Below are 25,486 nucleotides of genomic sequence, written 5' to 3'. Positions count from 1 at the left end.
AGACCATCACTCGGTCCAATGAATCCCCAATACCCTCAGGTTTCCCAAGGCACTCCTGAGTCCCAGCGCTCAATCAGCAGATCAATAAACGCGCGGACACGCGGCGACAACTGACGCTTGCTCGGGTACACAACCCGGATGGGGTCGGGCGCTGCACGATAAGGTTTGAGAACTTCCACCAATGTTCCGTCGCGCAAGTCGTTACCGGTGATGTAGGTCGGCAAATGAATCAGACCAATGCCTGTCAGCGCTGCTTCGCGCATGGCTTCAGAACTGTCAATGTTCAGCCGCCCTGGTTGTTCATATAAGTAAAGGCCGGTGGGTGTCTGGTAACGCCAGACACTGGCCTGGCCACTGATGAACGCGATGGTGTCGTGCCCCGCAAGATCTGCAGGTGTTTGCGGTACACCGCATCGGGCCAGATAAGAGGGCGAGGCACACGTGGCGAACTGCTGCCAACCCACGGTTCTGGTCAACAGTTGTGAATCGTCTTTTGGCGTGCCAATGCGTATGGCGATGTCGACCCCCTCTTCGACGAGGTCGACAAAGCGATCGGTGAACCAGACGTCCGCACGAAGTTCAGGCCACTGTTTCAGATAAGCATCCAGAATCGGCAGGATATGGCGCTGACCGAAGGAAAGGGGCGCTGTGAGTTTAAACGTGCCGGTCGGCCGTCCACGGCGCAAGGCCATGGTTGCATCCACCTCATCAAGATCTTCGAGAATTTGCTTCCAGCGTTCATAGGCGACCTGCCCCTCGTCAGTCAGGCTCAGCTTGCGCGTCGTGCGATTCAGAAGCCGCGCTCCCATCCGGCCTTCAAGACGAACGATACTTTTACCTACAGCCGAACGGGTCAGACCAAGGGAGGTTGCCGCAGAGGTAAAACTTCCAGCTTTCACAGCGCAGACAAAAGCAGCGATGTCCGCGAATCGGTTAGCTTCCATTGGTAGATTTACTCCAGTGCATACTTGCGTTGTAGAGGAACATAAACCCCGAAAGATTGGATTTTTACCGCCGCCGCGCAATCACAATTATTACCCCTGCCAAGGAGCTAGTGCCACAGAATCCCAGGCAGGGTCGAATCAAGTTTTTTCTCCTGCTGATTGGCCATTGAGTGGCCCATTGTTGCTGTCGGCGTTCTCATCCGAATGTGTGACTTGCGAGCCATTTATTCGCTGCTACGCTTGAGCATTCGGCGCTGCCGGCGCAAGGCGACATGTTTCGCCCCCCTAGATCCCGGTGTTCCCGGATCTATCGAGCCACCTGCCAACTTCAGCCGCTATTGCCGATCGTGTCGGGCCGCATGCCGGTCATGCGCACGAAACCATGCTCATGTGTTGACCCGCGACGGAACGGAGCAACGGGCGTGATTTTTCGCGACCTGATCAATTGGCAGGACGTAACAACAGCTCAACCGGGAATTCGCATGCCCTTAGGCATTTCTCTGGAAACCTCCTATGAGACTTCAGTTGCTTTCGGCTGCACTGATTTTGGCCAGTTTGACGACGACAGGCGCGGCGCTCGCTGGTGAAACTTCCCCCTCAACAACCGATAAAGCCTCACCCACCAGCGCGGTCAAACAGGAAATCAAGCTCACGCGGGTCACACCCGAATATTGGCGGGTCACGTTCCACAACCCGCCGTACAACATCTATGGACCGGAAACCATGCCGCAGCTGAACGAGGTGGTCACTGCCATCGAGTCCGATCCGAAGTTGGTGGTCGTGGTGTTCGACAGTGATGTGCCGGATTTCTTCCTCACCCACTATGACTTCGTCCCCCCGCTGACTGACACCACCAGCCTGCCCAACGGCCCGACCGGTCTGCCTCCACTGCCGGACATGCTGGTGCGATTGAGCAAGGCTCCGGTGGTCTCGATTGTGTCGATTCGCGGTCGCGCCACGGGCGTCGGCAGTGAGCTGGCACTGGCCAGCGACATGCGCTTCGCCAGTCGCGAGAAGGCCATTCTGTCGCAATGGGAGATTGGCGCTGCACTCGTGCCGGGAGGTGGCCCCATGGCTCGACTGCCAAGGTTGATGGGGCGCGGGAGGGCACTGGAAGTGTTGCTCACCGGCAACGATATCAATGGCGAGCTCGCCGAGCGCTACGGCTACGTCAACCGCGCGCTGCCCGATGCCGAACTCGACAAGTTCGTCGACACGATGGCCCGGCGCATCGCGCGATTCGACAAGCAGTCGATTGCTGATATCAAACGACTGGTCGATGCCGCCAGCCTGCCGCCGAACGAAGCCATCGCTGCCGAATGGGATGGTTTCATCGGCTCGGTCAAACGCCCAGCAGCGCAGGCCCGCATCAAACAACTGATGGAGCTTGGGTTGCAGAAGAAAGCCGACGTGGAGAAACGCCTGGCTCACTACACCGGCACCTTGGGTGAGGAATCGAAATGATCCTGCCCCCATATTTTCCGAAGGACGCGGGAGGTCTGGAGGTTCAGGTCAAGCCGGCTTAAGGCAGTGCTGCGCCAGGAGGTGTAGCTGCTGGTTTTGCAAACGGCTGAGTGCGCAAAGCCCCGAAAAATCGCGGCTTTGCGTGTCGGCAGCAGGAATCGTCCCAGGCATCGGAGCCAAAACCCACTCTGCTGATTTGGAGGTCTCCAATGAGTAACAGTACCGAAATAACGTCCTTCACTGGCTGGGCCGCAACAGCGGCCGGCGCTCCACTGGAAAGCTATAGCTATGACCCCGGCCCATTGGGGGACGACGAGGTGGAAGTCTCAGTTGAATATTGTGGAGTCTGCCACTCCGACCAGTCGATGATCGACAACGAATGGGGCTTGAGCCAATACCCTTTTATCCCCGGTCATGAAGCAGTCGGCAGTATCGTACGAATGGGCTCGCAGGTACGCAGTCTCGAATTAGGGCAACGAGTGGGGATTGGTTGGTACAAGGGCAGTTGCATGCATTGTTCATCGTGTATGGGCGGCTCGCATCACCTATGCGGCACAGTCAAACCTACCATCATCGGCAGCAACGGTGGCTTCGCCGATCGCCTCCGCTCTCACTGGGCCTGGGCCGTGCCGCTACCGAAAGAACTCGACCCGGCCATGGCCGGACCTTTGTTCTGCGCAGGGTCGACGGTGTTCAATCCACTCTTGCAGTTCAACGTCAAACCTACTGATCGAGTGGGTGTCGTCGGCATCGGAGGGCTCGGTCATCTTGCTCTACGCTTCCTCAACGCTTGGGGGTGCGAAGTCACCGCTTTTACATCGACGCTGGCCAAGCAAGACGAAGCCAAGCGACTGGGAGCACACAACGTAGTCGCCTCGACTGACAGTACTGCGCTGAATGCCATTGCCGGCACCCTGGATTTTCTGCTGATCAGCGCCAGTGCAGACCTCGACTGGCCGGCCATGCTTGGAACGCTACGCGGCAAAGGTCGCCTGCACTTTGTCGGCATCGCGCCCAGCGCTATCCCGGTGCACGTCTTCAACCTGATTCCACAGCAAAAAAGCTTGTCCGGCTCGCCGATTGGCTCGCCCGGTAACACAGCGACTATGTTGGAATTCTGTGCCCGCCATCAGATCCTGCCGCAGGTAGAGATGTTTCCAATGAGCCAGGTCAACAAAGCCATCGACCATCTGCGCAGTGGCAAAGCTCGCTACCGCGTAGTGCTGGACGCCAGTAAGTAACACACCGGCGCGTTCGGCTAATGCCGCACGCGCCGTCACTACCAGTGTTTTAACCTTCCCCGCTCCAGATCCCCACCTTACTTGGCTTTGCAATCCCTTCTGGTAATCGGCTTCACGCAGGCGTCGCGGTACGGATTTAAGAGACCTCGACCCAAAAAAGCAGCGCGCCCTATTAGTTACACCATGTATCAACTGATATTTCCGATCGTCCGTTTATCTAAAAACTCAACATAAATATAGTGGCCCCCATCGTTCTCCAGAAACACAGCCAGGATCAATTTTCCTTAAACAATCATCCGCCGCTGTTGGCTGGCCGGCAGAAGACGGGTATCACAAAGTTGAGCACTCACATGACCACAAAAGTTGCTGTTATCTATCACAGTGGATATGGACACACCGCCAATGTCGCCAAAGCTGTAGCCCGTGGTGCGGACAGTGTTGAAGGCACACAGAGCCTGCTCGTACAGGTCGAAGATATTGACCAGCACTGGGACGCCCTGGAAAAAGTCGATGCCATCATCTTCGGCTCCCCTACCTACATGGGTAGCGCATCGGCGCAGTTCAAAACCTTCATGGATGCCACCTCTCGCCACGTATTCGCCAAAGGCGGTGTCTGGGCTGACAAGGTTGCTGCGGGATTCACCAATGCGGCATCGCGTTCGGGCGACAAACTGGCAACGTTGCAGCAACTGAGCATTTTCGCTGCCCAGCACTCCATGCACTGGGTCAATCTCGGTCTGCCACCTGGACACAACAGCTCAACCACCACAGAAGAAATGCTCAACCGCGACAGCTACTTCATTGGTGTGGGTGCCCAGTCCAATTTCGATGAAGGACCGGATGTAGCCCCCAAAAATCCCGACATCCTGACCGCTGAGCACCTCGGCGCCCGTGTGGCACGCGTAGCCCGAGAGCTTGTAGAAGGCCGTCGCAGCCTCGCCCAACGATTCGCTTGAAAAGCAGAGGACTCGCCATGAGCACGCCTATCCGCGTTGATTTCATTTCCGACGTTGTTTGCCCCTGGTGCGCAATCGGCCTGGGCGCCTTGGAACAAGCTATTCAGCGCCTGGCAGATGAAGCAGTCGTCGAAATCAATTTCGAACCTTTCGAGTTGAACCCGAATATGCCTCAGGGTGGGCAAAACGCGGTCGTGCACATCATGCAGAAGTACGGAAGCAATGCTGCAGACATCGCGCGAGGCCAGAACAGCATTCGCGCTGGCGGTAATAGCGTTGGATTTCACTTTGATTTCGATAAAAGAACCCATTTTTACAACACGTTTGATGCGCATCGATTGATATTTTGGGCGGGTTTTGAGGGATTGCAGCGCCCACTTTCCCATGCGCTTTTTGCTGCTTACTTCACCGATGGGCAAGACATCAGTTCACACAAAGTGCTGGCCAGAATCGCAAGCAGTGTTGGTCTGTCTGAAGACCTGGCCAACGAGGTTCTTTCTTCAAATCTGTATGCCAACGAAGTGCGTGAGCGTGAATCCTACTTCACCAGCCGCGGCATTCATTCCGTTCCTGTCGTCGTAATCAACGGCCGTCAAATAATCACTGGCGCCCAAACGGCGGACTACTACGAGCAGTCGCTTCGAAAGATCGCTGCTCAAATTTGAGGCACAAACATGTCGCAATCGTTACGGCCAAAAGCTTCGGTGATCACCCGGATCGCTCGCTTACTAGGTCTCACAACAGAAAATTCACTCGAGGAAACATTCATGACGACGAAAGTGCTGGTCTTGTACTACTCCACCTATGGCCACACTGAAACAATGGCCCAGGCGATCGCCGAAGGCGCTCGCTCGGCGGGCGCCGAAGTTTCACTTAAACGCGTTCCAGAATTAATGTCGGAAGAAGTGGCGCGTCAGGCTGGTGCAAATCTGGAGCAACGTGCCGAGATCGCGACGCCTGGTGAGTTGGTGGATTACGACGCCATTATTATTGGTACACCAACCCGTTTCGGTCGGGTGTCTTCGCAAATGGCAAACTTCCTGGATCAAACCGGCGGACTTTGGGCTGAAGGTAAACTGATCGGTAAAGTCGGCGGCGCATTCGTCTCGACCGCCAGTCAACATGGCGGTGTCGAGACCACACTCTTTTCCCTTCTGACGTCCATGATGCACCACGGCATGATCACAGTTGGTCTGCCCTACTCCTTTTCCGGCCTGGTAAAAATGGATGAAGTGACGGGCGGATCACCTTATGGTGCCTCCGCGCTGGCTGCTCCGGACGGTTCGCGTCAACCGAGTGAAAATGAATTGGCAGGCGCACGATTCCAGGGCCACCACATTGCTGAAGTTGCGACAGCTCTGGCACGTGGGCGTCAGGCGTAATCACGCTTCGGCCAGCTATTGAATCGCGATTTATCGTTTTTGGTCACCGCAGAACTCCACCTTTCGCTGCGGTGACCGTTTTATGTGTGAGGCTGCAGGGCCGAATAAACTGGATAACTGCCGTGTTGACATGGTCGACGTTACGAATGCACACCGCTTCCGACAACATCCTTCAGCAAAGCGTCGCGCACCGTTGAAAGAATTTCTTTCGACAAATCATCTTCCGCGACCGCTCTGGCCAGCCCCAACGCGCCAACCAATGTGCTGAACATAACAATGGCCTCGCTGCGTTTCGCCTGATCCTCGCCCCCCAGCAAACGCGCAATACCGCCGAAGGTCGCCAGCAACTTGTGCGTATACAACATACGCGCACCCTCTTCGGCCCGGCCGATGTCATTCACCAGCGCGCTTACCGCGCATCCAGTACCAACCGCATCACGATGCGCGAAGCTGAGATATTCAGTGATTAACTGGTCAATGCTCGATTGATAAGTGCCCTTTGAATCTTCCGCCCCCTTGAATGCTACCGTCAGCGCTTCTTCAATCAATTGCTCCTTGGAGTCGAAGTGTTTGTAGAAGCCGCCATGGGTCAACCCGGCTTCCTTCATCAAGTCTGCAATGCTCAGGCCGTCGATACCATCTTCTCGAAAGCGCCGGGCAGCAATACTCACTACGCGCTCGTGCGTGGCTTTCTTGCTGGCTTGTGAATGTCCCATCGGGCAATCCTTTTTTGCTCATACGAGGCCCGTAGGATATCACCTGACCCAGGCACCTCGACTACCAAGCTTCGTTGTACGGCCTAAGCTCCACGTTGAAAGACCACGCACCCTTAGGCTGCTGGATAAGGTGAGCAATCTCAGCGGCGATGTCGGCAGGTTTGATAAAGAACTCGTCGCGCGCGTCCGGACGCAGCTTGCGCGTCCATTCCAAATCAATCACCGCATCAATCACGACGTAGGCGACATGCACCCCCTGGGGGCCGACTTCCCGCGCAATAGATTCACTCAATATGCGCTGCGCGGCTTTCGTCGGAGCAAATGCGGCAAAATGACTTTTACCGCGCAATGCAGACGTGTTGCCAGTGACTATGAGCGCTCCCTCGCCCTTCTCAATCATCGCGGGTGTCAGCCGTCTTGCCAGATGCAACAACGCCATCACGTTGGTCTGGAAGTTGGCTTGCAACACCGCCGGGGCGATCGTCAGGAAGTTGCCGAAAGCGCCCCCCACTGCGTTGTGGACCAATACATCAACCGCCCCCAACTGCTGTTGGATCTGGTCCAGCACCTGATCAAGCTGGACGGTATCTGTCACATCGACAGCAAAAGCATAGGTATTGGGTATTTCCAGACGCAAGGCCTCAAGCCGCTGTGCGTTGCGCGCAATCATGGCCACCTTGAAACCATCTGCGACCAGGCGGCGAACGATCGCGGTGCCGGTGCCCGGGCCGACGCCCGTTACCAGGGCCAATTTCTGTGTACTCATGTCACACGCCTCCCGAAGCATTCAGCGCCGCACGCACGAACTCAAATCGATCGTTACCAAAGAACAGTTCGCCATCAACGAAAAATGACGGTACGCCGAACACACCACGGCTGGCTGCATCGTCGTTATTGCCGATAAGTTGTGCGCGAACTTGTCGACTGTCTGCGAGATGCCACAGGTCGATGTCGAGCTCCAGTTTGCGAAGAAAATCACGCCGGCCGTCTGCGGTACTCAGGTTCTCACCATCCGTCCAGAGCGCTTCGAAAAACGCCGTGTGAACCTGATCAAATACCCCCGCTTGTTGCGCAGCGCATGCAGCGCGGGAGAGTAACGATCCCTCAACCTCGCCTGTGCTCAACGCTCGAAAGAATTGCCCGTTTGGAACAATTGGCACGTTGTAAAGGTTGCCCCAACGCGCGATATCAATGCGTGCGTATTTAGCTTTGGCGGGGCATTCCGTGGACGGCTGATTATTGACCGCCTTCATCACCGTGAGGGTATCCACTGGTACATAGTCAATTGGATGCGTCAGATTCGAAAGTTGAGTGTTCGCCAGATAGGCGTACGGGCTGCGGTAATCAAACACAAACTCGATCTGCATGTCGCTTTCCTTCTCTCTCAGAGAAAATATGATTTGTGGATGTCAAATGTAATCCTGTCAGGATGTCTTATGCAATCCAGAATTTTCTTCGCCTTGAGCGCTTATTGATTTGAGCAGATAAGGAATTTGGGGCCATCGAGAACTATCGCAGCGACCAGCAGGATCCATAGCGCAAAGATGGCTCTCGCGGCGCGCACGACGCTTGATTCGGCACAGCATATTTCTAGTCATCCTTGGCAAGCCTAGTGTTCGAGAGGGTGTTTGCGGCTGTCCCCACGGGCGGGCGCTGGGATTTTTTGTGGGTTGTGTATCGCTGTGTAAGTTTGCCCGGGAACATACAGGCGATTACAAAACCGATACGGGGTAGATACATCGAGGTGGCACAGTTTTCCCACCACCTCCTTTCCACCCTTCAGTCGGAGCCCTCCGATGAGTAAATTGCTGTCTGCCCTGGCCCTTGGTTGCGCCTTGGGTTTGTCTCTTTCCAATACTGCCCAGGCTGCCGAGTCGGCGGGGTATTCCACAGAGCAATTGTCGATTGCATACCGCAGTATCAAGGTAGATGACCTGACGATTTTCTACCGTGAAGCGGGTCCGCGGGATGCGCCCACCTTGTTGCTGCTGCACGGTTTCCCCAGCTCCTCACGCATGTATGACCCGCTGCTGGCGCGGCTGGCTCAGAACTATCATCTGGTGGCTCCGGACTATCCGGGCTTCGGTCATAGCGATGCGCCGGACCCCAAGGCGTTTGCCTATACCTTCGACCATCTGGCCAGTGTGATGGAGCACTTCACCGAGGCGTTGGGGCTGAAAAAGTATGCCCTGTATGTGCAGGATTACGGCGGTCCGGTTGGCTTTAGAATGATGCTCGCTCACCCCGAACGGTTGCAGGCACTAATTGTTCAGAATGCAGTGTCCCATGAGGATGGTTTGGGGCCGTTGTGGCAAAAACGTCGTGAGTTCTGGGCCAACCGGGCGGCGAACGAGGCGGGGCTGCGGGCGAGTTTTTTCTCCTTCGCGACCACTCGGCAGCGACATGTGGGGGCCAACCCGAATGTCGAGGTTTTCAACCCGGATCTGTGGACCGACGAGTTCAGTTTCCTGAACCAGCCGGGGCAGGCGGATATTCAGAGCGATCTGTTTTACGACTATCGCAACAACGTGGCCAGCTATCCGAAGTGGCAAGCGTGGTTGCGCGAACATCAACCGCCAACGCTGGTGGTGTGGGGCAAGTTTGATCCGTCTTTTGATGTGGCTGAAGCCGAGGCGTATCGCCGGGATTTGCCGAATGCCGAAGTTCATGTACTTGAGGCGGGGCATTTTGCGCTGGATGAACAGCCTGGGGAGATTGCCGGGTTGGTGGGAGCGTTTCTTGGTAAGCATATGAGGGAGTGATGTCGGCTGGGCTGACTTGTTCGCGCCAGGCTGCTCCCACAGGGAATAGAGTGGGCACTTGGCGTGCCCCCTCATTGAACAGCACTTTCCGCGCTTTCGTTCGAGCGATTTGGTGGTTCTTCCGCAAGCCTCGACCGCAACGTGTCGGGATAGACGGTGGTGCTGGAGCCAAAGAAGATCGCCTCGCAGCACCTACGGCCCGGCTTGCCCGGAACGGCCCCCCTGGATTACTTCAATTTCGCCAGCATGGCCACGGCGACTGCCTTGGCCGACTGTGGGTTCTGGCCGGAAATGACTTCGCGGTCTTCGATCACGTGCTCGCTCCATGGCTTGGCTTCGGAGAAGTTCGCACCGGCGGCCGTCAGGCCATCCTGCGGGAACAGTTTCATATGGCCGCCGCCAAGGAACCCTTTGGCCTGTTCCTCTTCCGCGTCGGTGAAAGCGGTGACTTTGTAACCCTTGTAGATCCAATTGGCTGGCGCTGCCGGCTGTTTGCCTGATTCAAGCGCGGAGACAAAACCGTGCGCGTCCGGGATCGCCGACAACATGGCGATGGTGCCATGGCAGGTGAAGCCGGTGATCTTGCCTTTTTCATGGAAGTTGGTCAGCAGTTGGCCCAGTTGCTTGTCCTTCAACAGATCCTGCATCGGGATATGGCCGCCAGGCACGAATACGGCATCGAACTTGTCGTAGCCGATTTTCTGAACCTGCGCGAAGCTGATAGCCGGCGAGCCGCTCTTCGAAGTCAGCTTCAGCGTGTCCAGCAGCGCGAGACTTTCCTGACGAGCCTTTTCATCGCCGCCCCAGAAGCTCACATCATTGGATTTCTGATCCGCGGTTGGCGCCTTGCCGCTAGGGGTGGCAAATACGACGGTTTGCCCCGCCTCGATGAAGGTCTGCACCGGTTGCATTAATTCGTTCAGGAAGAAACCTGTTTGCATGACCTTGCCGTCTTTCAGGTCCAGTTGAGCCTGATCCGACAGTACAACCAATACGGTGCCGGCGTTGGCATAGTTAGCGGCAGCGGTTAAAAGTGCGGCAATAATGGTTTTTTTCACGGGACTCTCCAGTGGGATGGTTTGATGGCGCCATCTTATTACTAGAGCAAAGAGCGATAGAGCCCCTCAATTGCATTTCACTTATTACATTGAGTAAAGAATATCCTGGCTCACTGTCGTGGAAGTGTTTGGCCTGCCCCTGAAGTTTTCCCGGTGCAAACGCCGGGTCACAGCCACAGGCCGTTCTGCTTACCATCCCACGATGCTGAAGACCTTACGGCTATCTCCATCGAATTCAATTGAGTCGGCGTCTTGAACGAAAGACCCAGCGCAACGTCGAGCGGACGTGGCTGGCCGGGTGTTTGATGCCTGATTTCCTGACCATCGCCAACTTCCGAAAAGACAACAAAAAGGCCATTCGAATGGAGCAAAGGTACTGCTTTCTCGTCACCATCACTTCGGTGCTTTGTGACTCGAAAGTGAACCGTCCTCGATTTGCTAAACAAATCTGAATGACGGCTTTTGGCTGTTTGCTGCTGGTCGCGAAGTGCTGCAATCGACCCAAAGCAGACGCTGAAGATGGAAGCTTTGCTCAAACGCCAATGTTGGATCGTAAGGCGCTCACTTCGCAATCTACATCCGTACCGACTTCTTGATTGTTTTTCCTTCCCGTCGAGTTACTCTGAACTCATGCAGAGCCCAGCATGTGAAGGATTTCATCCAAAGGAGTAACAATGCCAAAACCTCGTGTCTTCATCGGTTCCTCCGTTGAGGGACTCAGTGTGGCTTATCCGGTACAGCAGAACCTTTTGCACGAAGCGGAAGTCACTATTTGGGACCAAGGCGTTTTTGAATTGTCTCAGACTACGATGGAGAGCCTGACTAAGATTCTCTCCGAAAGCGACTTTGCCATATTTGTCTTTTCACCAGACGACTTAGTCCAGATTAGAGATCTAACAGCACCTGCAGTTAGGGACAACGTGCTCTTTGAGTTCGGTCTATTTGTTGGAAAACTAGGGCGAGAGCGAGTTTTTTTCGTTTTACCTTCTGATGGTGACCTACATATTCCTACTGACCTTTTAGGAGTAACGCCTGGCAGGTATGAGTCAACACGCGAAGATGGCAGCATGCAAGCGGCGACCGGCTCCGTGTGCTATCAAATCCGACTACAGATGAAGAAGCTCGGTATTGCTCCTGGTCGAATTGCGGTAGAAGAAAACACAGAGGGGGGTATTGCAGAAGACTCGGAAAGTCGTGACTGGTTATTAAACTTCATAGATGAGAAGTATGACGAAGCCAAGGCTACACTCCAGAACGAATTAGAGAGCCTATCGGGTGAAACTGCGCTCTCTAGAAAGGCTTGGATTCTTTATTGCGATTTCAAGCTACGGAATGATGGCAATATTGATGCACTAATAAACTATGCAAAAGAACACTTTGAGCTTTCAGGCGTTCAATCCATTGTCGCAGCATTCCTTCGCATGGAAGGGTATGTAACCAACGCAATCGAGCTCTTGACTTCCGTCCAAGAAAAAAGGCCGAAGGATACCGAAATCGCGATGGCGCTTGCACTATGTCATTCGGATGGTACTGACATTGCTAGCGCTATCGCAGAACTACAGCGTGTTGGACCGGACGAATTTCCGGAAGTTGCCATCCGCTTGGCTGAGACCCTTGAGCGAGAAGAAAACACAAGCGAAGCGTTATCAGTTGTTATGCGTTGCTACGCGAAGCATCCAAGCCATAAGGAGCTTCGATTTAAGTATGCTCGTTTGGCTCAGGAGCTTGGCAAAGATAATATTGCTGCATACCTATTAGATCGCCTAACGCATGACAACCCTAATTCAATAGAGTACTGGGGATACCTTGGAAACTCCTGCCTTCAGCTCGATTTATTCGATAAAGCACTATATTCCTATCGCAGAGCAGAGAAACTAATGAATGCAGAATATTCTTCCCAATGGATAACCGCAAACATAGGAAATTTATTCATCAATAAAGATTTACCAAGTGAGGCATGTGAATATTTGGACCGCGCGGTTAAGCTCGAGTCTGATTCAGAGTACGCACATGAAAGACTAGCTTCGGCTTTAAGAAAGAAGACTTCCGAGGCTAAAGAATTTCAGAGAAAGTGCGCTGAAGGAAAACGCCAAGTGCGTGAAGCGATAACAAAGGTTCTTAATCCGTCGACAACTGAGCCCAATGCCCCGCTCGGCCTGCTGTCCACAACACTTCTGACTAATCTCCGCTCATCTGAATGACTGCTCCGGGCCGATCTCTGCCTGTCGCGAGGGCCGTAATCGCCCAAAAGCGGACCATCGCCCCTCAGGTTCAGGCCATATTGCACGTCAACCAGGCCCCCCAGAAAAGGCTGCTGAAGAAACGCGTACCCTCTCCAAAACCGGCTTCATGCAACAGCTTTTGAACCGCCGCCTCGGAATGTGGAGGGTCAGCGCCTTGCAGGATTTTCCCGAGTTTGACTTTTATCTCATCCGGGCTGGCTCCATGCTGCCGCCACCGTTGCCCCCAGGCAGCCAGCAGTAACGGTTGACTGGCGTAAGCATATTGATTGCCCGCGACAATCAGCGGCGCACCTGGCTTCAGACGGGTCCGAATGGATCGTAAAACTTGTCGCTTGGCCTCATCCCCGGGGAGATGATGGAGCACGCCGATCAAGGTGGCTGCGTCGTAGGACTCGTCGGCTGTCAGTTCATCCACATGCCCAAGATGCACGGTCGTTCTTTCAAGCAAATGGTTTGCCGCTAACTGCACCTTCGCGGCCGCCAACATCGGCTCGGATGGATCAACGGCGGTGAAGTGCCAGCCCGGCTCAAGCCTGGCCATGGCGATAATTTCCTGCGCCGTACCGCCAGCGCCCACCACAAGGATGTTGGCCGAATCCGGACTGCCCAGGCTTGCCGATAGCATGCAGGCTGCCAAGTCCTGGCAGGCGTCATATCCGGCCAGGGCAATACGGCTCTGACGCCCGTATTCATCGGCTCGTGAAGTATCAAATTTATCAGCGGCGTCGAAAGAGGATGATTTCAAGGCGATTCTCCGTGTCCTCAAATCAAACTACGTCACCCACAGCGATAATAAAAATTCATTAATTTTATGTACTGCATTCCTACAAGGAATGCAGGGCTTACTCAGTGATCCATGCCCTTCCCTCCCCGCAATCACTTGCCATTGCGTCAACTGCGGCGGCGTTTCACAGCTTTTCAGCGTTTTTCATCGAATCGAATCGACTGGATCAGCGGTTTTCACAGCACCGACGCAGGCGCGGCTGTTTACTGCACACCCAAGCTTGCGGCACCTGTCCGGAGCTTTTGTCGCAGGAGGGTTCATGAGCCTGGAACGTCTGAGCAAACTCATTTCCGTAGGATTTGGCATGGCGCTGATTGCCTGCCTGATCTCCGTGACGCTGGATGAGTATTACGGTGCCCAAGCCGAGCGGGCCACTGATCGCCGTCACCAGACCATCACCGGTGTTGCCCGGCTGGCGACCCTCAACCGCGAATTGACTCAATTGGCGCGTCTGTATGTCAGCACGGGAGATGAATTGTTTCTGACCCAATACAACCAGAAGTGGCAAAGAGACCGGACGTTCCAGGAAGCGGCGCAGGCTTTTCGCGAAATAGGACTGACTGACTCGGAAACCCGAATGCTGTCCAAAGTCGAGGAGATGGATCTCAAGCAGACAGCAATGGAGCGTCAGGCCATGGAAGAGAGCTGGCACCGAGGGGGGCCGTCACTGCTGTCAGGGACCACTTACATCAACTCCGAGTGGAATTTTGCAGACGCGCTTAATCAACTCTCCCTCTCCACTACCCAGCGTTTCAACAGTGACTTCGAGGCCGCCCGGAACAAAGCCAGGCTGGCCAGCCACATCAATGTCCTGATGCAGCTGACGACGTTGGGCGCCGGCCTCTGGACATTTCTGGTGTTGCTGCGCCGCCGATTGATGATCCCACTGTTGCGCCTGTCCGAGCGCATGCGCCGCCTGCGTGCGGGCGAGGCTCTTGGCGAACCGCACCAGGCCCAGGGACTTGGCGAAGTCGTAACCCTGGCCGAGGCCTTCGATGCTTATGTCGAGGTCAATGAAGAACTGCACCGACAGCACTGGGTCAAGGGACACCTCGGCGAGTTGGTGCAAGCGTTGCAGTTGTGCACCAGTCACGAGGCTTTTGCCGCAACCGTGCAGCAGAAACTCGGCGAATGGCTGGGGTGCAACACGCTTTTGCTATTCGACGCAGAGCCGTTTGTCATGCGTACCGGCCAGGTGCATTACAGTTTGCCGCTGCTGCAACAGGGGCAGCAGCTGGCTAGCCTTGAACTCGATTTCGCCCATCGCCCCGCCCCTGCCCAGTTGAAGTTGCTCGACAGCTTGCCCAATCGACTCGGCCCATTGCTGAACTTGCTGGAGCAACGCACGCACAATCAGCAGTTATTGCAGCAAGCCCACCTGCAAGCCCGGCAACTGGAGCGTCAGGCGCTGGTACTGCAACAACGCCAGCAGTCCCTGGAAGCGACCGAAAGCTGGTATCGCGGCATCGTCGAGTTCGCCCCTAAAGCGCTGTTGGTGTTCGACGAGGACGGTGTGATCCTGGCCAATCAGGAAAGCGAACAGGTCTTTGGTTACGCCCCCGGCCACTTGCTGGGTCTGAGTTACCGTTCGCTGTTCCCGGCCAGTCAGCTCGAAGCCATCGATGCCCTGCTCGAGCGAGTGCGTGTGAACAAGGTACTCGACACTGCCGAGCTGGTCGCTCGTCGTGCGGATGGTCATGAGTTTCCTGCCGAAGTGTTCCTGTGCCTGTTACCGGCGCGACAGGATCGAAAGCCATGCCTGTGCATTGCGATTCGCGATCTCAGCCAGCGCAAAGAGGAAGAACGCAGCCTGCGTGAAGCGCACGAACAGCAACAAGCCATCGTGACCTCGGCGCCCTATGGCATTGCCCTGGTGCAGGACGGGTTGATCACCCAGGCCAATTCGCGGCTGGATGAATTACTGGGATATGCGCCGGGCGAGCAATTGCAGTGCTCCCCGCTGATCTGGCTGGATCAGGTTATTTCGGAGCAATCGTTGATGACCCTGGAAACGCAGGTTCGCGAAGCGCTCGACAGCGGCGGAATCTACCAGCAGCAATTGCAACTTCGTCGCAAGGACGCCCGGTGCTTCTGGGCCAGCGTCAGTGCCCGGGCCATCGCCTCCGGAAATCAGTCACGCGGTTCGATCTGGATCATCGAAGACATATCCGCCCAACAGGCGGCGGCAGACGAGATGCAGCAAGCGCGGCAACTGGCCGAGGACAGTGCACGCATCAAGGCCGAATTCCTGGCCAACATGAGCCATGAGATTCGCACGCCAATGAACGCCATCATCGGCATGACGCACCTGACGTTGAGGACTGAGCTGGACGAACGTCAGCGGGACTACTTGAACAAAGTCCAAAGCTCCAGCCGCCATTTGCTGGGTGTGATTGATGACATTCTGGATTTTTCCAAGATCGAGGCCGGCAAGCTTCAATTGGAGGTCCGCGACTTTAGCCTGACCCACTTGCTTGAAGAAGTGCTCGACCAGGTACGTCCGCGCATTGCTGATAAAGGCCTGGACCTGCGCCTTGATGTCGATGCCGATGTGCCTGAATGCTTGTGCGGCGATCCACTACGACTGCGGCAAATACTGCTCAACTACCTGAGTAATGCGGTGAAATTCACCGAACGTGGGCAGATCCGGGTTGAGGTTAACCTGCGTCAGGCCGGCACGGCCGATGCCTTGCTTCATTTCAGCGTGAACGACAGCGGCATAGGGCTCTCGCCCGAACAGCTCAAGCACATATTCCAGAGCTTCCAGCAGGCCGACGCCTCTACCACACGACGCTTTGGTGGTACGGGCCTGGGGCTGGCGATCGCCAAACAACTGTCAGGGTTGATGGGGGGTGAGGTCGGCGTCCAGAGCGTACTGGGCGAAGGCAGCGATTTCTGGTTTGAAGTCCGTCTGCAATTGGCCAGCGGCGATGTCGTTGATGGCCTCACCGCCGGGGAGCCTTTGAGCGATTGGAGAGCTGTCGAAGGGACCCGTGTCTTGTTGGTGGAAGACAATGAACTGAACCAGCAGGTGGCCGCCGAGTTGCTGCAGGCGGTGGGTTGTCGGGTGGATATCGCCGCGGATGGCCGTCAGGCGCTGAATCGGCTGTCCGAAGTACGCTATGACCTGGCGTTCATGGACATGCAGATACCGGTGCTCGATGGATTGGCGACCACCCGTCTGCTGCGCCGGTTGCCGGGTCTGAGCACACTGCCCGTTGTCGCGATGACCGCCAACGCCAGCCAGCGTGATCATGACGCGTGTCTGGCGGCCGGCATGAATGATTTTGTCAGCAAGCCCTTCGAGCCACAGACGCTCTACGCCATTGTGCGACGTTGGCTCACTGAGCAACCGGCCCGCCCAATTCGCGCAGTGATGCCGCAAGCAGCGGTGTGTGACTCGGGTTTGAAAGTCGAAGGACTGGACATGGCTGCGGGGTTGCGACGGGTGTTGGGCCGACACAACCTGTATGCGGATCTGTTGCACCGCTATCTGGCCGACCAGAGCCCGTTGCTGCAACAGCTGCATGCGGCGCTGGCGGCGGACGACCGGGTTCAGGCCGAGTGGTTGGTCCATGGCTGCAAAGGCGCCTCAGCGACCATCGGTGCCGACGCCGTCGCACAAGCCGCCAGTGAATTGGAGCAGGCACTGCGCGCCAGGCGCCCAATGGATGAGTTGCACATCAGCCTGCAAGCGTTGTCTGCCCCCCTGGACGCACTGCTCGAGCAGTTGCGCGAGAAATTGCCCGACAAAGTCGAGACGATGCCAACAGGGGTCGACGTTGTCGAGCTGCAACGGATCTGCCGCGATCTCGACGCCCTTCTGGGTGATTTTGATGCACAGGCAGTGACCTGTTTTTCCTCCCATGCGGGCTTGTTGCGCAGCGCGTTTGCCCATCGCTTCCCATCGCTGGAAAGCGCTGTCATGCAATTCGATTTCGAGCGGGCGCAAGTCTGCCTGAGAGAGAACATGCGGGCTGCGCAACCGGCGCAATAAACGGATGGAAACACACGGGCAAGACGCCGTTCATGCCTTTGAAAACGGGCGTTTCAGAAGTTTTCAGCGTTTTTCAGCGCCCGGCGGCAACACATCAGGCCATTTCAGAGCAGTGGTTTGGGTGGCGTGCGTTACTGCATTCACTTGGCAGAAATGACGGGACCTGATTTCCCGTCGTACTTCCGGACTCCCCCGGCTGCTTTAACGACCCATCCAGTGACCCCGTCACAAGGACGTCCCTTTGAACAGCTCAACCTCTAGACCCACCGTGCTGGTGGTCGACGATATGCCGGCCAATCTGCAGCTGATCAGTGAACTGCTGTGTGATCTCTATCACGTGCGCATTGCTACCAGCGGTGCCCAGGCGTTGCAGATCGTCGAGCGGGCGATTCCCGATCTGATCCTGCTGGATGTGATGATGCCCGAAATGGATGGCCATGAAGTCTGCCGTCGTCTCAAGGGCGATCCCAGGACACAGGAGGTGCCGATCCTGTTTCTCAGCGCCCGCAATCAGGACGAAGATGAGTGTCTGGGGTTCGAACTCGGGGCGACGGACTACCTGTTCAAGCCGATCAACCCGCCCACGCTGATGGCGCGGGTGCAGACCCAGTTGCGCCTCAAGGCCACTGCGGACCTGTTGCGTTCGCAGAACAGCTACCTCGATCAGGAAATCCTGGCGCGAACCCGGGAGCTGCAAGCCATCCATGACGTGACCATCCTGGCCCTGGCATCGCTGGCCGAGACTCGCGACAACGAGACTGGCAACCACCTGCGCCGCACGCAGCATTACGTTCGCTTGTTGGCGGAGAAATTGCGCGATCACCCGCGATTCAGCGCTTGTCTGGATGATCAAAGCATTGAGCTGATGTTCAAGTCGGCGCCGCTGCACGATATAGGCAAGGTCGGTATTGCCGACCATATCCTGCTCAAGCCGGGGCGCTTTGAGCCCGCCGAATACGAAATCATGAAGACCCATGCCCGGCTGGGTTATCAGGCGCTGGTCCATGCCGAGGAAATGCTGGGGGCGCAAGTGCCCTTCCTGCGCATCGCCAAGGAAATTGCGCTGTGTCACCACGAAAAATGGGATGGCAGCGGTTACCCCAATGGCCTGGCCGGAGAGGCCATTCCCGTCAGCGCCCGCCTGATGGCGGTCGCCGATGTCTACGACGCGGTGATCAGTCGACGGGTCTACAAATCGCAAATGTGCCACGAGACCGCGGTGGCAATCATCCGCGATGGTGCCGGCCGGCATTTCGATCCGGATGTGGCGGCAGCCTTCATCGACCTCGAAAAAAAGTTTGAACAGATCGCCGAACGCTACGCCGACCCCGTTACCGAGGAGTCCTCTGGGGTCATGGCGGGTTGACGGCTGCCAAGGCGTAGCAATGGCAATGTCAATGGCAATACAAACGGTGCCGACTGGCACATTGGAGTAAAGATCATGAGCTGGGTCGTTAGGCACGCGCAGGCTATCAAGCGCAGTTGCTGGATAACAGTGGCCGTTATGTCGATGCTTATTGTCTTTGCCGTGGTCGATCGCTATGAGCGCCAATACCACATGCTGCTGGAGAGTCAGCAAGCACTGTTGGCTCAACGCAGCGAATGGGGGTATTCGGGCCTGTTGAACAATCTGCAAACCCACAAACTGCAACAGTCCATGCTGACGGCCAATCCGCCGCCCAAAGGCTGTTTGTCAGACGAATTCATTGCCGGGCAGCAGCGCTCAACCGCGACCCTGACTGCGGATGTCGATGGGCTTACACAGTACATATTGCGGGTACCGATTCACCAGTTGGCACCGATGCCCAAGCCGCAGGCGCCACGCATTCGCCTCAAAGACGGCGGCATCAACATGACCAGCCGGCAACAGCTGGGTTATACCTGTGATGGGCGTTACGCCGTGATCCAGGAAACGCAAACCCGCCTGGAGCCACAGCCGCTGCTGCCGTCCCAGACGATGGGGACAGCGAACACCAAGGGGCTGATCGTGCATGTCGCCCTGACACAGCATCAGGGACCCACCTTGTATATCGACATCCATTTCACTTCCGGCAAGGCAACCTACCTGCCGGGCTCGGAGGCTGCCTGGTCGACCTCGCAGCTTGTTCAAGTGCAAGGCCAGGAGCGCTTCTCTCGGCACTATGCAAATCTGCACCATGGGTTGCAAATGCGTATCTACAGTGACCCGTTGGCCCCGGACTTTCTGCCGCTATTCCTGAGTTTTAACGGTCTCGGGTTGTTTTTGGCAGCCGCCGTCGTGGCGTGTTTACTGCTGATCAGTGGGCTGGTGGCGCATCTGATGGATGCCGGTGTGAAGCAACATCGCGCGGCCACTCGCGACTTTCTCACCGGACTGTACAACCGCCAATACGCGATGCCACGGGCAGAAATGGAGTTGGCGCGCGCCACACGCAAGCCGGCGCCCGTATGCGTTTTGATGCTGGATATCGACCATTTCAAGCAGGTCAACGATACCTACGGCCATGACGGCGGTGATCAGGTGCTGAAGTTTTTCGCACAGTTGCTGTCCCGGACGGTACGGCAACAGGATCTGGTGGCCCGCATCGGTGGCGAGGAGTTCCTTATCATGCTGCCGGACACCGATCTGCCAGGCGCACAGCGGATGGCCAATCGTCTGCTGCAAGCGCTGCGAACCTCGACCATCGAGTACGCCGGCCAGCAGTTTGGCGTTACCTGCAGCATGGGTGTCATCGACTGGCATGGCCCAGGTGAAAGTGTTCAAAACTTGCTGATCCGTGCGGATCGGCTGCTGTATCAAGCGAAACAGCAAGGTCGTAACCGCTATGTCAGTGAGCTCCTGCCCGACTCTGAGCTGGCCTGAATTCGGCGCTGAGGCCGAGATTTCGGCGTCTATTCTGAGTAGTCGTTGGCTAAAGCAACAAATGGCCGCTTAACTCTAGAGGTCGACGACGCGTCTCCGACTTACCGTCGTGCCACGTACGGAAGCTCGCCATGGGCCAATTACTGATTGATGAACATTTGGTGTTCGACGAAAGCAACTTCCTGTTGTTTCGCGTCGATGCCGTCAATGAAGAGCCTTTGCGCCTGGGCGCCATTGCCAGTCGATGCCTGGCCATGCTGCTCAGGTCGGGTGGCGCCGTGGTGCGCAAACGCGAACTGATGGCCGGCGCTTGGGGCCAATATGGACTGGAAGTGACCGACAACAGCCTGGCCCAGGTTGTCCGGCAATTGCGCCTGGCCCTGGAGAAGCTGCAGCCCGATCGCGAATTCATCCAGACCTTGCCGCGTATCGGTTACAAGCTCGCCGATGGCGTGAGCGTCGAGGAGTTGTCAGCCGTTGCCCAAACGGCGCCTGCCCCAACTGCGACGCCGGTATCGACCATGGCCGATGCAGAAGACGAACCGGACGAAGCGCCATCGATCACGATAGAACCTGCATCAGCCGAACCCACTTCGGCACCGCTGCCAGTGCAGCCCACAACACCACCAAAGCGATGGGGCTTGTGGCTCGCACTCTCTCTTTGGGGGGTATTGGCATTCCTGTCCGGAAGAATCTGGCTGGAGCCTTCTCCTGAGGTGGCACCGCCCGCGTTCGCCGCGCCCGTTACCATAGATGATGTGCACGTGCATCTGTCGGCGCAGGACGTACATCCCCCGGCGACATCGCACCTGCAATCGTTGGTGCAGAACAGTCGCGAACTGGCGGGGCATCTAGGCATCCCGGCGCAAAACATGCACCTGTACCTGTTACCGTCCCGCCGTGGGGCCGACCAGATTCTTTGCGATGGCGAGCTGGAAATGGTCAGCAGTCGCTGCATTGGCGTACAACAATATGACTAGACGCACCGCAAACATCGTGTGGTGCCTGGCCTTCGTACTCGTGGGTCTGTTGGGTGTGGCGCTCGGGCGCCTGTCGGCCGGGCACACGAGCAATCCGGATCTTTGGTGCACTGGAGAGAGTGCGCATCAAGTGCCGTCCGCATTGCGTCCTGCTTGGTTGACCACTCGTTTCAGACTGGACTTGCGGCCCACCGGGGTCAGCCATATGCGCATGCGCGCCGAATTGATCGAGGCCGACTCGGGAAATGAATTGGGCTCCCTGCGTCGCAACAGTGCCTTTGAGGTGCAACAACAGGAGCACCGCTTGCAGATCAATGTCGTGCGTGCCGCCAAGGGCGAAGCGGACAGTCCGCTACCTGAACTATCGGGTGCACTGGGGATGTTTATCTTCCGCTCGGACAACAGCGTGAGTTACTGGATGCGTTCGTTGTCCGAGACGCGCTTCCTGTTCGATGATGGCAATGACATGTTCATCCTGTGCAGTCAGCGTCCAGCATCGAGTAGCAGAGGTTAATCGCCGGAATCAGCCAGGCTCGTTCCAGACGCCGCAAAATCACTCGATAAGCGGCGGCCGATAAGCTCGAAATTCCGAAATCGCGGGAGTATCAGAAGAAACCGTTAACTCGATGACATGACGTGTATTTGGAAGACCGGTTACCAGCACATGACGCTGCTGCACCGAGCCATTTGCCAGGGGAGTCGCCGGTTCGTCTACGCAGGCGAAGCGCCGCTCCCATTGAAAGCTTTGTTCCTCCTCCAGACCTTTACCGGATATTTTCTTGGCATAGGAAAGGTTCCAGGCACCCGGCTGTATCGTAACGTTCCCCGAGAGCGACTTGAAAACCTCCGAACCCGAGCCGCTTCCCTCTGCGCCTGTACGAGCGCTCTCTAGATCAAAGTCGAAACTTTCTTGCGGGGTATCGAGATGCCGGACCCGAAGCGTCCACACATCCGCTTCGTGATAAGTCTGGCGGACGTCGATTTTTTTCAGGGCCGGCCATTCCGGGACATTAGGCAACCGCGTTACGCGGCTGGTCTGCCAGCAGCCGTCGAGCTCGCCGGGGTCCTTTCCGTCGATCTTGAGACTTACTTTTCCGTCCAAGGGACCCGCGGCGATTAATTCGGCGCGGTTGCCATCGAATTCGTAGCGGGTCTTTTCGCCAGGGACAGGCGCAGTAAAGCTCTGAACATGGCCGAAAGTGTTGTTCTCATTATTTTCAGGATGATCCACAAGCTCCCCGACCCAAGAAGTGAACAGGTTAGCCATGAGGGTCCACCCCTCAGTGTTGGGATGCGGCGGATCGGCGAGCAGATCAGCTATTTGGAGGTTGTGCTCCCGCAAATAGGCATTCCAGCGCTGGCGCCGCGGTTCCAGCGCAAGGTCATATTTCGCTGCCAGGGCCGGGGCCCAGACGTCGGACATGAACTCCTCCCAGCTCCTTTGCTTGAACAAAAAATGCCCCGTACACCCCTCTGGCGGCGACCATCGAAGATGTAAGCCAGTGTCACACACAGGTTCAACCGGATAAACGACGTGGTCTGTTTGAATGATGATGTCGGCTGCGGTTTTGGAGCGAAGGGTGCGGATGATTCGCTCGTAGGCCCGGTGATCGCCATATACATGAAAAACGATTAGGTCGGGATAGACCTCCTCGACGTCGCGGGCGACCGCCTGTTCCAAGAGAACGGCGCTCCACCCGCCCAAAGCGAGGTTACGGTAATCGAAGGCCACGTTGGGGTATCTGGCTCGCAACGTCGCGATAGCCTGGTCGGTCCATTTCGGCGTACTGATCGACTGTCCGTAGAAAAGAACTTTCAGGACCTGAGGCTTCTCCGGAGTTGCCGAACGAATAATTGACAACGAACGGCCAATCGCCTGATCGGGCTCTGGAGGAACAGGATCTGCGGATACCGTTAGAAAGCAGCTTGCGAGCACCAGGCTCAAGATGACGCCACAACTAACGTTCCGACCCATAGAAGCACCGCAGTAAACAATTAATCGTACGCATCACCTGTCAGGGGTGTTGCAAGAGATCCTCGCACAGGAGTGTATCCGACATCACTGCTGACGCCATGAGGCGTTTCGGTCAGGAGCCACGGTGATTCGCTACTCCTCCACCGATAACGGCTTGTTCAATTCGCCAATTTTTTCCAACCACGCCCGGACGATATTGCGGCTGATGTTCAGTAGTCGCCCGGTCTGCAAAGCAGCGTCCTAACGAGTGCAGCCGTAGCCAAATAATCTCTCTTGATATGACCACAGTATTTATCGAAGCCTAGAAATACTGTGGTTTAGAAACCTGCGTCAGCGAAGCAACAAGACAGGCATGCAGGCTGTTCGAAGCACTGTCTTAGTCGTGTTATCGACCAGGAACTGTTGGATGCCATAAAAGCCCGGCCAAGTGACGGTTTTTTATTCGTCAGTTAAATTTTTCTCAATGAAATGCGAGGATTTTTTTGAGCTTAGGACGGCGAGCCAGGTTCTGCCGCTTAACAACCGATCCTTGTTTGACTGACTGCCCGTAGAAATTTTACGCAAAATTTACGGGGCTTTGAGGTTGAGCATTCGATACTGCTCGGCGCTAATTTAGCAGGCTACTTTCTATGTCCCTCGCAGCAATGCGGCTCATCGGCTTCATCCTAGGCATTTTTCTGATCACGCTGGCCGCAAGCATGGCTATTCCCATGATTACGCTGGTGGCCTTCGAGCGTAGCGACGATCTGTCGGCCTTTCTCTGGTCGAGTTTGATTACCTTCATCAGCGGTCTTCTTTTGATCGTGCGTGGACGCCCTGATACTGGCCAGCTCCGTCCGAGGGATATGTACCTGTTGACGACTGGCAGTTGGGTGGTGGTATGTACCTTCGCGGCGTTGCCAATGGTGTTCATCAGTCACATCAGTTACACCGACGCTTTCTTCGAAACGATGTCCGGCATCACAACCACGGGCTCAACTGTCCTCAGTGGTTTGGATACCGCTTCACCAGGATTGTTGATCTGGCGCTCGATGCTGCACTGGCTGGGTGGTATCGGCTTCATCGGCATGGCTGTGGCGATCCTTCCACTGTTGCGAGTGGGTGGCATGCGTCTTTTCCAGACAGAGTCCTCAGACTGGTCGGAGAAAGTGACGCCGCGTTCTCATGTAGCAGCCAAGTACATCCTCTTTCTCTATCTGGGACTTACTGGCATCGGGGCTCTGGCACTCTGGATCGCTGGGATGGCGCCGTTTGAAGCGGTCAACCACGCAATGTCGTTGATCTCTACTGGCGGATTCTCCACTTCGGACGCCTCGCTTGGGCATTGGACGCAGCCAGCGATTCACTGGGTAGCGGTGGTCATCATGATTCTGGGTAGCCTGCCCTTTACCTTATACGTCGCAACATTGCGCGGCCATCGGCGTGCGCTGCTGAAGGATCAACAGGTACGCGGATTTCTTGGATTTTTGATGGTCACCTGGCTGGCTGTGGGTACATGGCTATGCTTTCACAGCGACTACGTTTGGTGGGATGCATTTCGTATTGTGGCGGTCAACGTGACCTCCGTCGTCACGACCACAGGAATTGCAGTTGGCGATTACACACTATGGGGTAGTTTTGCCGTTCTGTTGTTCTTCTATCTGACGTTTGTCGGCGGATGCTCAGGCTCGACGGCTGGCGGACTGAAAATCTTCCGCTTCCAAGTTGCTGCAGCCCTACTCGTGAGTAGTTTGAAGCAGTTGATCCATCCTCGAGCCGTGATTCAGAAGAAGTACAACGGTCACCCCATTGACGAGGAGATCTTGCGCTCACTTTTAACCTTCTCATTTTTCTTCACCATCACCATTGCCGTAATCGCCTTAGGGCTGGCTCTGATCGGGCTGGACTGGACGACTGCTTTAAGTGGCGCCGCTACTGCAGTATGCAACGTTGGACCAGGCCTGGGCACGATCATCGGGCCTGCCGGTAACTTCTCATCACTACCTGATGCAGCAAAATGGTTACTGACCATTGGCATGTTACTGGGGCGGTTGGAAATCCTAACCGTGCTGGTACTTATTACGCCGGTCTTTTGGAGGTATTAGCCTACCTATTGTGAATTTGAGGCTAGGAAAGCCTCCCATGTGGCGTGGGTGACGAAAA

20 protein-coding genes and 2 pseudogenes are annotated in these 25,486 nt (G+C 56.1%); 14 read left to right on the top strand and 8 right to left on the bottom strand.

Annotation, left to right across the window (positions count from 1 at the left end; genetic code table 11):
- Positions 1–35: 35 nt before the first annotated feature.
- Positions 36–944 carry a LysR family transcriptional regulator gene (locus KGB21_RS04065; protein WP_223503718.1) on the bottom strand — a complete coding sequence of 303 codons (909 nt, stop codon included), beginning with the start codon at positions 942–944 and terminating at the stop codon, positions 36–38.
- Between the two features lie 513 nt (positions 945–1,457).
- Here KGB21_RS04065 and KGB21_RS04060 point away from each other — a divergent pair.
- The 5 genes from KGB21_RS04060 (at position 1,458) to wrbA (ending at position 5,987) form a co-directional block, all read left to right on the top strand.
- Positions 1,458–2,408 carry an enoyl-CoA hydratase/isomerase family protein gene (locus KGB21_RS04060; protein ID WP_223503716.1) on the top strand — a complete coding sequence of 317 codons (951 nt, stop codon included), beginning with the start codon at positions 1,458–1,460 and terminating at the stop codon, positions 2,406–2,408.
- A gap of 209 nt (positions 2,409–2,617) precedes the next feature.
- Positions 2,618–3,649, top strand: coding sequence for an NADPH-dependent aldehyde reductase Ahr (gene ahr, locus KGB21_RS04055; protein WP_223503714.1), 1,032 nt, complete (start codon positions 2,618–2,620; stop codon positions 3,647–3,649).
- Positions 3,650–3,999: 350 nt separating this feature from the next.
- Positions 4,000–4,605 (top strand): flavodoxin family protein, encoded by a 606-nt coding sequence (locus KGB21_RS04050; protein WP_223503712.1) that lies wholly within the window; start codon positions 4,000–4,002, stop codon positions 4,603–4,605.
- 17 nt (positions 4,606–4,622) lie between these two features.
- The gene (locus KGB21_RS04045) at positions 4,623–5,270 is read left to right on the top strand and encodes a DsbA family oxidoreductase (RefSeq protein WP_223503710.1); all 648 of its coding nucleotides are present in this window, start codon (positions 4,623–4,625) and stop codon (positions 5,268–5,270) included.
- A gap of 102 nt (positions 5,271–5,372) precedes the next feature.
- Positions 5,373–5,987, top strand: a complete 615-nt coding sequence (gene wrbA, locus KGB21_RS04040) for an NAD(P)H:quinone oxidoreductase (protein ID WP_223503708.1) — start codon at positions 5,373–5,375, stop codon at positions 5,985–5,987.
- Between the two features lie 140 nt (positions 5,988–6,127).
- On the opposite strand, the gene KGB21_RS04035 is transcribed toward wrbA, so the two are convergent.
- From KGB21_RS04035 to KGB21_RS04025, 3 genes are all read right to left on the bottom strand, one after another.
- Positions 6,128–6,703: a TetR/AcrR family transcriptional regulator gene (locus KGB21_RS04035; protein WP_223503706.1), complete on the bottom strand. Its 576-nt coding sequence runs from the start codon at positions 6,701–6,703 to the stop codon at positions 6,128–6,130.
- A gap of 61 nt (positions 6,704–6,764) precedes the next feature.
- A complete protein-coding gene (locus KGB21_RS04030; RefSeq protein WP_223503704.1) occupies positions 6,765–7,469 on the bottom strand; it encodes an SDR family NAD(P)-dependent oxidoreductase in 705 nt (234 codons plus the stop codon).
- Between the two features lies 1 nt (position 7,470).
- Positions 7,471–8,070 carry a 2-hydroxychromene-2-carboxylate isomerase gene (locus KGB21_RS04025; protein ID WP_223503703.1) on the bottom strand — a complete coding sequence of 200 codons (600 nt, stop codon included), beginning with the start codon at positions 8,068–8,070 and terminating at the stop codon, positions 7,471–7,473.
- 429 nt (positions 8,071–8,499) lie between these two features.
- Here KGB21_RS04025 and KGB21_RS04020 point away from each other — a divergent pair, with 429 nt between their 5' ends.
- Entirely contained in the window at positions 8,500–9,465 is a 966-nt protein-coding gene (locus KGB21_RS04020; protein ID WP_223503701.1) for an alpha/beta fold hydrolase, read from the top strand.
- Between the two features lie 227 nt (positions 9,466–9,692).
- Here KGB21_RS04020 and KGB21_RS04015 read toward each other — a convergent pair whose 3' ends face one another.
- On the bottom strand, positions 9,693–10,523 hold the full coding sequence (locus tag KGB21_RS04015; RefSeq protein ID WP_223503699.1) for a type 1 glutamine amidotransferase domain-containing protein: 831 nt from the start codon (positions 10,521–10,523) through the stop codon (positions 9,693–9,695).
- 175 nt (positions 10,524–10,698) lie between these two features.
- On the opposite strand from KGB21_RS04015, the pseudogene KGB21_RS04010 reads away from it, so the two are divergent.
- Positions 10,699–10,885, top strand: a pseudogene (locus KGB21_RS04010) (transposase); the annotation flags it as partial.
- Between the two features lie 312 nt (positions 10,886–11,197).
- Complete coding sequence (locus KGB21_RS04005; protein WP_223503697.1) at positions 11,198–12,724, top strand: TIR domain-containing protein; 1,527 nt, start codon at positions 11,198–11,200, stop codon at positions 12,722–12,724.
- Positions 12,725–12,794: 70 nt separating this feature from the next.
- On the opposite strand, the gene KGB21_RS04000 is transcribed toward KGB21_RS04005, so the two are convergent.
- On the bottom strand, positions 12,795–13,511 hold the full coding sequence (locus tag KGB21_RS04000) for a class I SAM-dependent methyltransferase (protein ID WP_223503695.1): 717 nt from the start codon (positions 13,509–13,511) through the stop codon (positions 12,795–12,797).
- 298 nt (positions 13,512–13,809) lie between these two features.
- On the opposite strand from KGB21_RS04000, the gene KGB21_RS03995 reads away from it, so the two are divergent.
- From KGB21_RS03995 to KGB21_RS03975, 5 genes are all read left to right on the top strand, one after another.
- Positions 13,810–17,547 carry a PAS domain S-box protein gene (locus tag KGB21_RS03995; protein WP_223503693.1) on the top strand — a complete coding sequence of 1,246 codons (3,738 nt, stop codon included), beginning with the start codon at positions 13,810–13,812 and terminating at the stop codon, positions 17,545–17,547.
- Positions 17,548–17,788: 241 nt separating this feature from the next.
- Entirely contained in the window at positions 17,789–18,913 is a 1,125-nt protein-coding gene (locus tag KGB21_RS03990) for a two-component system response regulator (RefSeq protein ID WP_263386113.1), read from the top strand.
- 138 nt (positions 18,914–19,051) lie between these two features.
- Positions 19,052–20,389 (top strand): GGDEF domain-containing protein, encoded by a 1,338-nt coding sequence (locus tag KGB21_RS03985; RefSeq protein WP_223503691.1) that lies wholly within the window; start codon positions 19,052–19,054, stop codon positions 20,387–20,389.
- Positions 20,390–20,520: 131 nt separating this feature from the next.
- Positions 20,521–21,369: a transcriptional regulator gene (locus KGB21_RS03980; protein WP_223503689.1), complete on the top strand. Its 849-nt coding sequence runs from the start codon at positions 20,521–20,523 to the stop codon at positions 21,367–21,369.
- Positions 21,362–21,883: a hypothetical protein gene (locus KGB21_RS03975; RefSeq protein WP_034149795.1), complete on the top strand. Its 522-nt coding sequence runs from the start codon at positions 21,362–21,364 to the stop codon at positions 21,881–21,883. Before KGB21_RS03980 ends, KGB21_RS03975 begins: the two co-directional genes overlap by 8 nt.
- Before the next feature lie 39 nt (positions 21,884–21,922).
- On the opposite strand, the gene KGB21_RS03970 is transcribed toward KGB21_RS03975, so the two are convergent.
- Both KGB21_RS03970 and KGB21_RS03965 read right to left on the bottom strand, forming a co-directional pair.
- Complete coding sequence (locus KGB21_RS03970; RefSeq protein ID WP_223503687.1) at positions 21,923–23,314, bottom strand: SGNH/GDSL hydrolase family protein; 1,392 nt, start codon at positions 23,312–23,314, stop codon at positions 21,923–21,925.
- A 162-nt stretch (positions 23,315–23,476) separates the two neighbouring features.
- A pseudogene (locus KGB21_RS03965) lies at positions 23,477–23,575 on the bottom strand (hypothetical protein); the annotation flags it as partial.
- A gap of 398 nt (positions 23,576–23,973) precedes the next feature.
- Here KGB21_RS03965 and KGB21_RS03960 point away from each other — a divergent pair.
- Positions 23,974–25,428, top strand: coding sequence for a TrkH family potassium uptake protein (locus KGB21_RS03960; protein ID WP_223503685.1), 1,455 nt, complete (start codon positions 23,974–23,976; stop codon positions 25,426–25,428).
- Positions 25,429–25,486 lie beyond the last annotated feature (58 nt).

Source organism: Pseudomonas sp. GL-RE-29 (assembly GCF_019947275.1).
Lineage (GTDB): Bacteria > Pseudomonadota > Gammaproteobacteria > Pseudomonadales > Pseudomonadaceae > Aquipseudomonas > Aquipseudomonas fluorescens_A.
Note: the sequence above shows the minus strand (reverse complement) of the source record. Positions and strands in the feature narration are given on the sequence as shown.

Bases quoted from the DNA above. Each gene is read 5' to 3' on its own strand.
- KGB21_RS04065 (WP_223503718.1), bottom strand. From the start codon at position 944: ATGGAAGCTAACCGATTCGCGGACATCGCTGCTTTTGTCTGCGCTGTG.
- KGB21_RS04060 (WP_223503716.1), top strand. From the start codon at position 1,458: ATGAGACTTCAGTTGCTTTCGGCTGCACTGATTTTGGCCAGTTTGACG.
- ahr (WP_223503714.1), top strand. From the start codon at position 2,618: ATGAGTAACAGTACCGAAATAACGTCCTTCACTGGCTGGGCCGCAACA.
- KGB21_RS04050 (WP_223503712.1), top strand. From the start codon at position 4,000: ATGACCACAAAAGTTGCTGTTATCTATCACAGTGGATATGGACACACC.
- KGB21_RS04045 (WP_223503710.1), top strand. From the start codon at position 4,623: ATGAGCACGCCTATCCGCGTTGATTTCATTTCCGACGTTGTTTGCCCC.
- wrbA (WP_223503708.1), top strand. From the start codon at position 5,373: ATGACGACGAAAGTGCTGGTCTTGTACTACTCCACCTATGGCCACACT.
- KGB21_RS04035 (WP_223503706.1), bottom strand. From the start codon at position 6,703: ATGGGACATTCACAAGCCAGCAAGAAAGCCACGCACGAGCGCGTAGTG.
- KGB21_RS04030 (WP_223503704.1), bottom strand. From the start codon at position 7,469: ATGAGTACACAGAAATTGGCCCTGGTAACGGGCGTCGGCCCGGGCACC.
- KGB21_RS04025 (WP_223503703.1), bottom strand. From the start codon at position 8,070: ATGCAGATCGAGTTTGTGTTTGATTACCGCAGCCCGTACGCCTATCTG.
- KGB21_RS04020 (WP_223503701.1), top strand. From the start codon at position 8,500: ATGAGTAAATTGCTGTCTGCCCTGGCCCTTGGTTGCGCCTTGGGTTTG.
- KGB21_RS04005 (WP_223503697.1), top strand. From the start codon at position 11,198: ATGCCAAAACCTCGTGTCTTCATCGGTTCCTCCGTTGAGGGACTCAGT.
- KGB21_RS03995 (WP_223503693.1), top strand. From the start codon at position 13,810: ATGAGCCTGGAACGTCTGAGCAAACTCATTTCCGTAGGATTTGGCATG.
- KGB21_RS03985 (WP_223503691.1), top strand. From the start codon at position 19,052: ATGTCGATGCTTATTGTCTTTGCCGTGGTCGATCGCTATGAGCGCCAA.
- KGB21_RS03980 (WP_223503689.1), top strand. From the start codon at position 20,521: ATGGGCCAATTACTGATTGATGAACATTTGGTGTTCGACGAAAGCAAC.
- KGB21_RS03975 (WP_034149795.1), top strand. From the start codon at position 21,362: ATGACTAGACGCACCGCAAACATCGTGTGGTGCCTGGCCTTCGTACTC.
- KGB21_RS03960 (WP_223503685.1), top strand. From the start codon at position 23,974: ATGTCCCTCGCAGCAATGCGGCTCATCGGCTTCATCCTAGGCATTTTT.